The 11931-nt window shown below is 58.7% G+C and carries 11 protein-coding genes; 3 read left to right on the top strand and 8 right to left on the bottom strand.

All coding sequences use genetic code 11. From position 1 onward, the window contains the following. Positions 1 to 10: 10 nt before the first annotated feature. Entirely contained in the window at positions 11 to 1003 is a 993-nt protein-coding gene (locus PQR40_RS02220; RefSeq protein ID WP_408223887.1) for a LacI family DNA-binding transcriptional regulator, read from the bottom strand. 179 nt (positions 1004 to 1182) lie between these two features. On the opposite strand from PQR40_RS02220, the gene PQR40_RS02215 reads away from it, so the two are divergent. Further along, a complete protein-coding gene (locus PQR40_RS02215; protein ID WP_408223884.1) occupies positions 1183 to 2016 on the top strand; it encodes an NAD-dependent epimerase/dehydratase family protein in 834 nt (277 codons plus the stop codon). 540 nt (positions 2017 to 2556) lie between these two features. On the opposite strand, the gene PQR40_RS02210 is transcribed toward PQR40_RS02215, so the two are convergent. From PQR40_RS02210 to PQR40_RS02190, 5 genes are all read right to left on the bottom strand, one after another. Further along, positions 2557 to 3288 (bottom strand): transporter substrate-binding domain-containing protein, encoded by a 732-nt coding sequence (locus PQR40_RS02210; protein WP_408223878.1) that lies wholly within the window; start codon positions 3286 to 3288, stop codon positions 2557 to 2559. Between the two features lie 159 nt (positions 3289 to 3447). Further along, positions 3448 to 3954, bottom strand: coding sequence for a DUF4431 domain-containing protein (locus tag PQR40_RS02205; protein ID WP_408223875.1), 507 nt, complete (start codon positions 3952 to 3954; stop codon positions 3448 to 3450). Between the two features lie 218 nt (positions 3955 to 4172). After that, on the bottom strand, positions 4173 to 4910 hold the full coding sequence (locus PQR40_RS02200) for a class I SAM-dependent methyltransferase (RefSeq protein WP_408508341.1): 738 nt from the start codon (positions 4908 to 4910) through the stop codon (positions 4173 to 4175). A 333-nt stretch (positions 4911 to 5243) separates the two neighbouring features. Next, positions 5244 to 5495 carry a GlsB/YeaQ/YmgE family stress response membrane protein gene (locus PQR40_RS02195; RefSeq protein WP_408223869.1) on the bottom strand — a complete coding sequence of 84 codons (252 nt, stop codon included), beginning with the start codon at positions 5493 to 5495 and terminating at the stop codon, positions 5244 to 5246. Positions 5496 to 6281: 786 nt separating this feature from the next. After that, positions 6282 to 6752, bottom strand: a complete 471-nt coding sequence (locus PQR40_RS02190) for a ribonuclease (protein WP_408223866.1) — start codon at positions 6750 to 6752, stop codon at positions 6282 to 6284. 504 nt (positions 6753 to 7256) lie between these two features. Between PQR40_RS02190 and PQR40_RS02185 the strand changes: the two genes are divergently transcribed. Continuing rightward, on the top strand, positions 7257 to 8102 hold the full coding sequence (locus tag PQR40_RS02185) for an MBL fold metallo-hydrolase (protein ID WP_408508340.1): 846 nt from the start codon (positions 7257 to 7259) through the stop codon (positions 8100 to 8102). 380 nt (positions 8103 to 8482) lie between these two features. On the opposite strand, the gene PQR40_RS02180 is transcribed toward PQR40_RS02185, so the two are convergent. After that, on the bottom strand, positions 8483 to 9373 hold the full coding sequence (locus tag PQR40_RS02180) for a LysR family transcriptional regulator (protein ID WP_408242218.1): 891 nt from the start codon (positions 9371 to 9373) through the stop codon (positions 8483 to 8485). Between the two features lie 103 nt (positions 9374 to 9476). Here PQR40_RS02180 and PQR40_RS02175 point away from each other — a divergent pair, with 103 nt between their 5' ends. Further along, entirely contained in the window at positions 9477 to 10271 is a 795-nt protein-coding gene (locus PQR40_RS02175; protein WP_031356643.1) for an SDR family NAD(P)-dependent oxidoreductase, read from the top strand. Positions 10272 to 10682: 411 nt separating this feature from the next. Here the strand turns inward: PQR40_RS02175 and PQR40_RS02170 are convergent, their stop codons facing one another. Further along, positions 10683 to 11435, bottom strand: coding sequence for a hypothetical protein (locus PQR40_RS02170; protein WP_408394693.1), 753 nt, complete (start codon positions 11433 to 11435; stop codon positions 10683 to 10685). Positions 11436 to 11931 lie beyond the last annotated feature (496 nt).

Genomic DNA, 11931 nt, shown 5'->3' with positions numbered 1-11931 from the left:
GCGAGGCGCGTCAGCCGCGGGCCGCTGTCGACTCACGGACGATGAGCCTCGGCTCGAACGTCGAATGCCCAGCCTCCGCATGGCCCGCGAGCGCGTCGATAAGCTTTTGCATCGCGAGCTCGCCCATCTTCTCGCTCTGGATATCGACGGTCGTGAGCGCGGGCGCTGCGTACTCGCCGTACGGGACGTTGTCGACGCCAGTCACCGAGAGATCCTGCGGCACCTTGATGCCGAGCGACGCCGCCTCTTTCATGAAGCCGAGCGCGATCAGGTCGTTGTAGCAGATCACCGCCTGCGGCCTGCGCGGACCGAGCATCACGCGCGAGCACGCGTCCTCGCCTGCCTGCGCCGTCGGCGCGTGAGCGTCGTACACGTCGAGCGTGAGGCCCGCCTCCTCCAGACATTCGCGCGCGCCGCGAATGCGCTCGTCGTTGATGCGTGCCTTCCCAAAACCGAGGTAGGCGATGTGACGATGCCCGAGGTTGAGCAGATGCCGCGCGAGCATGTAGGTTGCGAGCCGGTTGTCGATGCCGACGCTCGGGATCTGCAGCGCGTCGCTACGTCTCAACAGCACGACTGGCTTGCCGAGATCGAGCAACCACTGCGCGTCATTGTCGGGCATCCGCGAACTGACGATCAGGCCGTCGACCCGCTGCGCGAGCGCTTCGATCAGCGTGCGCTCACGCGTCTGGTTTTCGTCGGTGTCGACGAGCAGCAGCGTGTAGTCGTGCCGCAGCGCGACGCGGTTGGCGCCTTTCACGACGTTCGTGAAGTGCGGATTGCTGATGTCAAGAATGGTCAGCCCAATGGTGCGGGAGCGGCCGGTGATCATTGATCGCGCCAGCGGATTCGAGCGGTAGCCGAGTTCCTCGATCGCAGCCTTCAGGCGCGCCTCGACCGGTGCGGAGAAGCGCTGCGCACCGTTCATGTACTTCGACACCGTGGCGACCGACACGCCGGCAGCTGCAGCGACGTCGCGAATAGTTGGGGAAAGTTTTTTCATGCGAAAGGTAACGTTTTCTCTTTTGTTTACCGATTGTCGCAGAAAGCGCGGTCAGGCGGGCGAATGCCATTTGGCGTAATCGCCGTCTGATAGCCGCGTATCGGGAAATTGATGCTGAATCTCCTCCATCGTTCTCGTTTAGAAAACGTTTTCCACCAGTCATTTTTCAGGAGTTTTTTATGAACCAAACAGTCGTACCGTCGTTCAAGCCGTTCCGGCGTCTGCTTCTTACCGGCGCCGCCGGCAACCTGGGCCGCCAGCTGCGCGGCGCGCTCGCCAATTGGGCCGATGTCGTGCGCGTGAGCGACATCGCGAAGCTCGACGAACCTGCGCCGCACGAGGAAACGAGCGTCGTCGATCTGGCGGACCGGCCGGCGGTGATGCAACTTGTCGAGGGCGTCGATGCGATCGTGCATCTCGGCGGTATCTCCGTCGACGCCCCGTTCGAGGATCTGCTCGGAGCGAACATTGCCGGCACATACAACGTGTATGAGGCAGCGCGCAAGCACGGCGTGAAGCGCGTCGTGTTCGCGAGCTCCAATCATGCGATCGGTTTTCATCCGGTCACAGAAATGCTCGACGCCGATGCACCGCAGCGCCCGGACAGTCTCTACGGCGTGACCAAGTGCTTCGGCGAAGCGCTCTCGCGCTATTACTACGATCGTTTCGGCATCGAAACGGTGTGCCTGCGAATCGGCTCGTCGTTCGAAGAGCCGAAGAACCCGCGCATGCTTGTCACGTATCTGAGCTATCGCGACTTTATTGAACTGGTGCGCTGCTCGCTGTTCACGCACTGCGTCGGGCACGTGGTCGTGTACGGCGCGTCGAACAATCCGGTCAAGTGGTGGGACAACACGAAAGCCAGCTTCCTCGGTTTCAACCCGCGCGACAGCGCTGCGAAGTTCGCGGAGCGTTTCCCCGCGACCGCACCTGGCGACTCGCGCGACGATCCCGCACAACGCTTCCAGGGCGGCCAATTCGTGCTTGGCCAGCCAATGGAGGCGAAGCAGTGAAGCAGCGCTCGCCCGTACTTGACGAACTTGATGCAGGAATCAGGTTACCGCGCGTAAAGGAAGCCAGTATGGATTCATCCGATCGGTCGCGGCGACGACGCGGGTACAAGGGCGCATCGGCCGCAAGGTGCGGATAGCTCGGATCGTGTGAGTGACAGTTGTGGTGATCATCTACGGAATCGAGAATCACCTCGCACCAGCTTTCTCGATCCGCCCCATATTGAATGAACGTGGTAACGCCACCCTCCATGTTGAGGCCAGGCCAGTTCGGAGAGGCTTTCCAGATTTGCCCGGCAGCGGCAATATTCGCAGGAGTAGCAACGACCCATGTGTGTCGCATTCTCGCCGCCACTTCTTGAATACGAGAGCCGAAATCGGGATCTACGATGAGTGCAACTGTGTCGTTCGTCGGCATGCGTCTCCCCCATTTTTCGCATCTATTCCGTCAGGAACAGGCGGATTGAAAGAACTCGATGGTAATCGTCGACGATCTTGGTCGTTGACCCCAATGACGCAAAGTGGCCGAAGGTCATCCCCTGCTTACTGGTCGAGCGCGGGATTGATCTCGTTATGCGTCAGGCCAAATCGTGCCATGCGAGCACGATGATTTGGTGAGCCGAGATACAAACGAAGTTGCGCGTTGACTGCATTGCGCAGATCGCTGTTTCTTCTGTTAAAGGAAAATGCTCCGAATGGGAGTTTTTGTTGCTTGCCATTCGTTCCCAGCTGGTGCTCAACAGCTTCTAGCACCGAACCGCCGATTCGATCCGCCAATATGCGATTTCCCAGTGCGGTGCTTGCATACGCATCGATCTCCCCCGAACGAACCGCTTCGATAGCTTCGGCCTGGTCCGCGAAAACGGAAATCTGGTGCTCACCTATGCCTGACGTTTTTGCTGAGTCATGCTGTATCTGCCCGGCAATGACGCCGAGGCGCGCATCGTGTTGTTCGGCCAATGACGCATAACTGTCGAGCGCTCTCGGGTTTCCAGCGCGAACCAGAAACCCGTCTCCTATCGCCCACACGGGCACACTGAACGCAACCAGGTTAGCGCGTTCAGGCGTAACGAAGAGCGGAACGTTCATATCCCACCGGCCGGCTTCGACTCCGGACAGCAGTTCACTGAACGTCGTTCGGTTATGCTCGATCTGGGTGACACCGATCGCACGAAGAACCGCGTCGGCAAGATCAATGTCGGCGCCAGTAGCCATACCTCCCGCGTCCGTCCAGCCGAACGGCGGCTCCTCAATATAAGCAATTGCTACCTTCATCGGTATACCTCGCGAAATTGGAAGGGCCATCGGGCGTGTTCAGCCGATTGTTGACGATTCTACTTGCATGCGTGAACGTCGCATTTTGGCCGGGTGATGCCTCATTCGAATTACATGCACTGCTTCGAGGGGGGCACTCGCGACCCTCAACCGAAAGCGCTACCAATTCCACGCGTCAATTGGCTTGAGCGATTTCACATCTATCAGCAAGGGTAATCGGTGGTGACCTGTCGTAGGTTCAAGCGGATCGCCTACGATTTGCACCCTGTGACCAATCGCTTTTTCGGCCGCAGCCCGTTCTGAATCGTGAACAACGACTTGAACGAAATACGTCCTCTGTGCGTCGGGGCCAAACGTGGCCAATGCCGCAGAATCGGAAAGCTGTGTGGTAGGCGTAGCGGGCAACTGCAGATACAGCGAAGATTCGATGCGGTCGCCACCTGGCTTCTCGCCGTAGTTGGGCGGCCCATAAAACTCTCCGATCTCCAAGGTTCCCTCGAGTGTGATCGAGGGTGAAGGCTCGGCTGCCGTACCAACTCCTACCATGCAGAATAAAGCCGAAGCGAAGGCCAGACGGGTAGCTTTCATAAACGCCAGGAAGGTTGCAGCGTCGACGTCTGCCCCCGCGGCTAACGAGCGCTCAAACTTCGCGCTCACGTCGAGCATGCGAATTGTCGACGATCTTGATGTGATTGTCGAAGGTCCGCTCGTGGCCGAACCCGGCCCTACGCTGATCGGCTCGGTTTGACCCGTTTCGGCCATTCATCTCGTGCAACACGCAGGTCCGATGACCGCTCCCGGTTGACCTTAAATCACGGCCGGCACGAAATTCCCGCACTAAGCAAACACAAAGACGGCTAGGCCGTTGAGGCTGTGACGATTGGTTAGTAATAACCGGTGGCAGCCGGCGAGAGAACGCGAACGTTATCGAGTCCGGCTTTCGAGGCATGAGACGCTATCTCGTCAGGCGTGATAGCCCGATAACGACCGACAAAATGCTTTGACTGCCAGTCGAGATCGCTTGTCTGGCGAGTGATGTGGAGGTGAACGGAATAACGTCGGTCGTCGTGCCAGTCCCAGATCTGATGGACAATACGGCGAAGGCCGTTGTCCATGAACATTGCGGGGGGCATCACACTGGGCCGTTGGACCATCAGCGCGCTGTAGTCACGCAAACTGATAAATATCTGGCCGCCGCGTCGCAGGCTCCTGCGCATTGCAGCAAACGCGCGAGCCACGTCCTCGTCGCTATCAAGATGTGGAATGGCGTTGTCGAAAGCGACGATCGCCCCGTACCGGTGCGCTTCGCACGTGGCAAGCAGCCGCATATCGTCAACACGAAATTGAATCTTGAGATTCCGTTTTACAGCCTCCCGAGACGCCCGCTCGATTTCCAATTTCGATAAGTCTGTCCCTTCGACATCGTAGCCTGCACGGGCAAGACCTAGTGCTTGCGTTCCAATCCCACACGCGCAATCAAGAACCGTACCGATCCTGTCAGGCGATGGTAAAAGTCGCGCCAAGATCGCCCGTTGACGCTCTATTGCCTGCTCCCAATCATCGAAAATCAAATGATAGGAAGAGGCCATATCGTCGTAGAAGCTATCTGCAGGTAGGCTCATACGAAATCCGTGAGAAGGAAGCTGAATTCTTGCGCGAAAATGCCACTTCAGCGCAGCTGCTGGTGGGGCTTCATGACCGTCCGAAACTGGCGGATACCGCCCAATGCAAGCGGCATGCTTCGCCCGATTCTCGCAAGGTAGCGATCGGCAGTAGGCGACCCGTGCCGTCCAGCCGTGACGATCGCGCGAACGTCGCGTTTCAGTCCCAGAAGGGAATGCCAGCGAACTTCAATCAGATGGCGAATATCTTTGAGCCGATTAAAGTACCGGGTCTACTTTCATGCGAGTGCGCCACTTTTCTATCGCCACCGTAGGCGTGTCACGGTACGCAGATTAACTCCGCCGGCGCACCAGTCCGTAAATGATCAGCAGGACGATCGCGCCAATTACCGACGCGACCCAGCCCGCCGCCTGGCCTGGTTGATACCAGCCCAGCGCACGCCCGACATAGCCGGCAATCAGCGAGCCGGCAATGCCGAGGATGATGGTCATAATGAGGCCCATGCTGTCGTCTCCGGGCTTCACCGCCCGCGCAATCAATCCGACGACCAGCCCTACAATCACAGTACCAATGAAGGAAAGCATGCCAATCTCCCAAGAGTGTGAGTGCTACGGTTTTCTTTTATTGCTGGCGACTGTTTCACTGCGATGCTTTTCGGAGCATACACACTGGATGCGGCAGTCGGCCAGCATATGCTCATCGGTTCGCACATCGAATGCATCGCTGCAACTTCTGTCCGATAGGAATTATGGGGCGGGTAGAGGTCGGGATGCCAATGTCATCTGCAATAGATACGCTCACTGCTGACGGGTTCGCATGCTCGGGGAGTATGCCAACTGATTGCTCTCGCATAAAGCAGCGTTTACTGCCATCTAGCTGTGTCGAGCCCGTCCGTATATATTCCGAACCCAACTCTCATGCGGTTGGCCGGCTGGACGTTCCGCCGATAGTCTGTGCCGGCCCCTGACCATTGTGGCAACGCCAAAAACCATCGTCCGTTGACCGCTCGTCGCCGCCCTCTGTCTCATGCAAATAGCATTGGCCATCGGATCTCAGGGGGCGCCACGGACAGCACGCGACCCCTTGCCGTCCTTCGGGCCACCGCGAGAGCAACGGCTGTTTCCAATGTCCAACGGACATTCGCTCGCGCGGGTCGACTGCCATCGAACGGCATTTCCTGCCGTTCGATGGCCAACCGTGATAGGTCCGTCGGAAGCCTCTTACCTGTCGCTCACGACACCATCGCAGCAGATGGCAGGTTGCGGCTAGGGCAAACGCCACTGATCGTGCCATCGCGGCAGGCCTTCTGAAAACACAACGCCCCGGCGTCTGCTTTATAGGAGGCCTGGGGCGTTTTTAATTGGTTCAAGTTATTGTGCAATGCGTTTGAAACTGGCGTAGTAATCGTCTGTGTAGTAGCAGTCGCCGGTCTGCCTGCGCGGTCCACCACATACGATGCGGCGCTGCGCGCGATCCGCCGAGCCAGGCGTGCGAACTGTGTATGCGTGGTAATAGCCGCGCGGATGCTGCGGCAGCAATACTGCGCTGTTGCGGAACAAGACACCGTCCTCGCCAAAAGGGAAAGGGCCGCCTGCTTTGATCAGACGCAGGGTTTCGGCTGCTTCCCCCGGCAACTGCGCCTTAGTGACGGCGGCCGGCGCGCTCCGCTCCTGCGCGCCCGATGCGGCGGGTGTGCCGCTCGCGGCCTGCCCGAGCTGAACCGGTGCCTGGCTCGCGGATGCGCCCGGTTCCTGAGTAGCGTTTCGCGACCCGTCCTTGCCGCATCCGCCGAGGATAGCGCTCAAGGCGAGGATGCAGGAGAAAGCCCACGCTCGCTTCACGATACGGTTGTCTCCGAGTTGACTAGCATTCGACGATCACGAACGATTTAAGGGTATCGCTAACGGCAGAGCGAATCAATGTTCGGCGGACATAGGGATTTTTTACTCGACAACCAGGTCGATGAGCAGTTCTCGGCGTTCGAGAAATAGGCGGATCAAGCAGATTGCGGTGAGAATCGTTTTATCGTCGATTGGTGCGAAAAACTTATGTGATGAAGCCTCGTAAGATGCATTGCTCCCTCGGCCGCGTCTAGAGCAGCAATCGACCCGATATAGCGGCCCAACGCGCTGGTGTTGGCACCGGACCGGTCCCGAGGTCCAGCGGTCATTCAAACGGCCATGGCGGTGCTTGATGGGGTATCGGCGTTAGCAAGAACCGCGCTGCTGGTGGAGCGAATCCAGAACGCGTGTCGTCGCGAGGGCAAACTAAACGCACCTCAATTCTCAATAGCGCAAAGATGCTATCTTTGAACCGTCTACCCAAATATCAGCCGGGAGCGCGCTATGGCGGAGGACAAAGGTGATGTCGACGATCATTGGCACGTAAGCGCAGCTTGCTTCAACTGCGGCGCGGTTCGAACGGCCGCTCCCAATCTGTTCATCGAGCGAAACGGCGCTTCGGCGTTTGCTCACCAGCCTGCCAGTGAACAAGAAATAGAAGATGCGTGGCGAGGCGTCCTCATCTGTCCGGTGGCTGCCGTTCGGCCGCCAAAAGGTTTGAAGATGCCGACAGGCCTCTTCCCGCAAGCTCTGGCTCCCGGCGTGTGGAGGCTCGGGTATAACGCCCGCTCTTCGTACGGTGCTCACAGCTACATCACGCTTGCAGGCGGCCTGCGTCTGATGATCGACGGGCCGCGCTGGTCCGGCCACCTCGAGCGCTGGATCGCCGAAGCCGGAGGATTGGATCATATCTTGCTGACCCACCGCGACGATGTCGCGGACGCGGGCATCTATGCGAAGCGCTTTGGCGCCCGCGTCTGGATCCATGCAAACGACGCCGATGGCGCTCCGTTCGTCACTGACGTAATCACGGGTGATCTGGCGCATGAGATGTTGCCGGGCGTTCGGGTCATTCCGATGGCGGGACACACGCGGGGAAGCGTCATGTTCCTCATCAGCCACGCCCTTTTCTCTGGAGACTCACTGTATTGGGATTTCAGTAGGCACGCTCTGCATGCCTTTCGAGACGCCTGCTGGTACGACTGGTCCACCCAACTTCGCTCCCTCGAGCGACTCGTTCACGAAAGCTTCAGTGGTGTGTTCGCCGGACATGGCGGAAGTATCATTCTGGATGCACCGACTATGCAGCGCGAACTGCGAGCTTTTCTCGATACGGTAAAAGCGGACTGAGACTTTCCCGATACGTTGATCGCAGTGCCCCGTTTGAGGAGCAAATTCCCCAGGCAATTGGCAATCAGACACGGTTTTCTCGATTTTGTTACCTATACCAGTGCGACGTGAACGGCGGCTTCCGAGGACGGAGCCGACGTTGGAATGACCATCAGACAGCGAGACGGGATGACCGCTCCTGGCCGTACTCAGCCAGATGATGACCGTCTCGGGTCGACCCTGAAGAGACCGTCGATTTTCGCGATACCAACCATGTTTCAGGGGACTGGACCGTGTTCGTGCTCTGCTTCTTGAGCTTTCATGGCTCGCGCGATCAATAGGAAGTCCACTTGACTGATCCCCCTCCGCCATCGCTGACCATTTTTCCTAAGTTCGGGCAACTAAATACGCCGCGGTATAGCCTCTGCGAAAAAATCGGTGACTTGTCGCACACGCGCCGGTACAAACCGGCGTCTTGGCCAGATGAGGCTTATGTCTCTGGCGTCGCCTATAAATTCGTCGAGAACGGTGATGACGTCCGGATGTCGGAGATCATCGGCAAGAGAGATCTTCGCAAACAGGCCGATTCCCACACCGGCTAGAACACCAGCCCGGATCGTTTCGATACTGTTGGACGTGAGATTTCCGCGCACGGACACGCTAAATCGACCTTCTGGCCCTACAAAAGGCCAATGCGTTGACTCCGTCAAGCCGCGATATAAAAGGCAATTGTGATCAACGAGCTCGACAGGAGTCTTTGGCATTCCGCGTTGCTCGAAGTAGCGACGGGATCCGACGCAGACGAGAGGAGTGCTGGCCACGCGCCTGACGATCGCGTCAGGATCGTTCACGGGCCCCACTCGGATCGCCAGATCAATCCCATCTTCCACCATATCTCGCACGAAGTCCGAGAGAATGAGATCCACCTGAAGGCCAGGATTGAGTGATAGCAGGTCGGGAATAAGCGGCAAAATATGAAGACGGCCAAAAGTACCTGATGCAGCAATCCTGATCAAACCCGAGACTTTATGCGTACTGCTGGTCAGCTCGCTGTCGGCGTCATCCATCTCGTCAAGCAGCGGTTTTGCCCGATCGTAGTATCTCTGCCCCTGATCCGTCAGGGTCACGCGGCGCGTACTTCGGTTAAATAACACCACGCCGAGGCGCCTCTCGAGCGCGCCGATAGCCTTACTGATTGCCGACTGTGAATCGCCGGTTCGATGCGCGGCAGCTGTAAAACCGCCGGCTTCAACCACAGCTATGAAGGCGTTTAATTCGTGGAATCGATCCACTTTCATTCCCCCTGGGAATTAATATTATGGAAAATTTGGCTATTATCATTGGTTCCGACATCACTCACAATGCAGCTCTCTCCACGGCTGAAGGAATGGTGTCATGAATATTGATCTCACTGGCCGCAAGGCCGTCGTTACTGGGTCTACAGCAGGTATCGGCCGAGCCATTGCAGAAGGGCTGGGGCGTGCAGGCGCCGCGGTCGTGATCAACGGCCGCACAGAGAAGCGCGTCTCCACGGCGCTTCGGGAGCTTCGCGAACTCTTGCCAAAGGCGGAGTTTACCGGCGTCATCGCAGATCTTGCGACCCCGAAAGGCGCGGCGGACTTGTTTGCGCAGGCGCCGGATGCGGACATTCTCGTCAACAATGTGGGTACTGGGCGTCCGAAGTCCTTCTTCGAAATTGAGGACAGCGAGTGGATCGATCTCTTCGAACTTAACGTCATGAGCGGTATTCGCGCCTCCCGCCACTATGTGCCAAACATGACAAAGCGCGGCTGGGGGCGCGTCGTCTTCATCAGTAGCGAGTCCGCGCTTGCCATCCCCAAGGACATGATCGACTACGCCACGACCAAGACCGCTCAACTCGCCATTGCGAGGGGCTTGGCCGAGGTGGTCGGCGGAACGGGGGTCACCGTTAATTCGGTTCTCCCTGGTCCGACGAATTCGGAGATCATGGGTGGTTGGGCGCAGGCGAACGCAGATGCGCAAGGCATTACGCGTGAGGAAGCCGAGCAGCAGTTCCTGAAAACGAATCGCCCGACCACGCTCCTCAATCGCTTCGCGACAACCGAAGAAGTCGCAAACCTGGTCGTCTATGTCTGCTCGGAGCAGGCGTCGGCGACAACAGGCACTTCATTGCGTGTCGACGGCGGTGTCGTTCGGACAATTGCATAGGGCGCCCGCATGTTCACTCGCTCAACGCGGCCTCGGGAAGGGCCAAACCATCGGTTCCTTCCCGGAATAGACGATTGCCCAAGTTGAATGTGCCTGCAATCGTACGAGTATTTCCACTCAAAAATAGCCGCCCAGAGTTGCCTTAATCGCGCCGACCGGTTGGTCTATGGTGACACGATCCTCGCCTTAGGGTCGATGGTCCGCTCCTGGCCGGCTGCTGCCCCACGTGGCAATGCCAGATAGCGGTCGTCCGTTCCTTGACGTTTGCGATGTACCGCGAACAGCGGCTTGCGCGCAGACCGTATGACCCGGTCGTTTCGAATCCGCCCGGATCAATGCGGCCTTCGGCAGACTTCGGCCCGGATTGGCCCCGCAGCCAAGGTCTGCCGCTCTGCAGCGGTCGCCCGTGGATTATCGGCTTAGGGCGGCCTGGGCCCGTTGCAGCCACTCGCTGTTATGTTCGCGGGCGTGGCGTGGCCAATGCCTGGCATCCTGCACAATCTCAGCGTAAAGTTCGCGCGCACGCTGGCGGTCGGCCTCGTCGGGCTGTGCCGCTAGCCAATCGGCGTACAGGCAACGCGGTGCAGCGTCGCTTGCGCTCGCGAGCGCAATCTCGAACGCGGCGCGTGTGCCTGGCGCGCCAATCGCGGCCAAGGCGCGTGCATACAGCAACGCAGGCTCCGGCTGCCGGCGGGTGAGAGGATGGGCGGCGAACAGTTTTTCCAGCGCGTCCTGCGTGGCCGAAGCATTGCCGTTGGCAAACTGCGCACGCGCGAGCCCTTGGAGTAAAGCCGGATCGGATGAGAACGGCCCGCTGGTCGCCGCTTGGTAATGCTCCAGGGCTTCGGCGGTATTTCCTGCATCGAGCAGTGCTGCAGCCAACCGCATGCGATGCGCGACGGTCGGCGCGCGATCGAAATCCGTGCGCGCCTCGCGCACCGCTCGGTTGGGATCGACAAGCTGCGAGATGGCCCTCGTTGCCGCCCTTGCCCCACGCGACTGGCGTAGTGAGGGCAAGTAAATGACAAAGAAGTAGACAGCACTGCCAAGGCCAGGGAAAAGAAACAGGATCAGCAACCAGTACATGTTCTGCTGGTTGCGCACGGCATGCACCGCAAAGAACAGGGCGATGATGACGTAAAGGCTGATTCCGAAGATGCGCATTGACGAGAAGGTCAGTAGTGGGGCGTTGCTGCCGGTACGCCAGCGAAACGGCAGAGCGCTATTGTGACAGAAGCGCTCTGCCATGCCTGGTAGCTCAGCGGGAGCCTTCCCGCGACCTGGCAGACTGGGACACGATTTGCCGATAGTCTGTGCCGGCCTCTGACCATTGTGCAAAGCCGAAACCAACATCCATTGCCTTCTTCTTGCCGCATTTCGGCACGAAGTTCCCGGACCCCACGGCCGAGCCTCCGACGCAGTAAGGTCCGCAATGTCGCCGTGTCGGCGTAAGTGTTCCGCCACAGCGTTGCTCCGACGTAATTCGGAATCAAGATGCGCCCACAGCAATGCTGGTTGCAACCGCACTGCTGCTTGGTGCCGGGTCGTCGCTGATCCACACGACCCGGAGCAAATATTGAAAAAATCCTTGCAAGACAGTTTTTGCCATGCTGGTATACCAGTCATGAACCAGATACAAACCAGTGAATCCGACGAACCG

The sequence above is a fragment of the Paraburkholderia sediminicola genome, assembly GCF_046026855.1.
GTDB classification, from domain to species: Bacteria; Pseudomonadota; Gammaproteobacteria; order Burkholderiales; family Burkholderiaceae; genus Paraburkholderia; species Paraburkholderia sediminicola_A.
The sequence above is the reverse complement of the archived record's forward strand: the minus strand, read 5'-3'. Positions and strand labels throughout refer to the sequence as shown.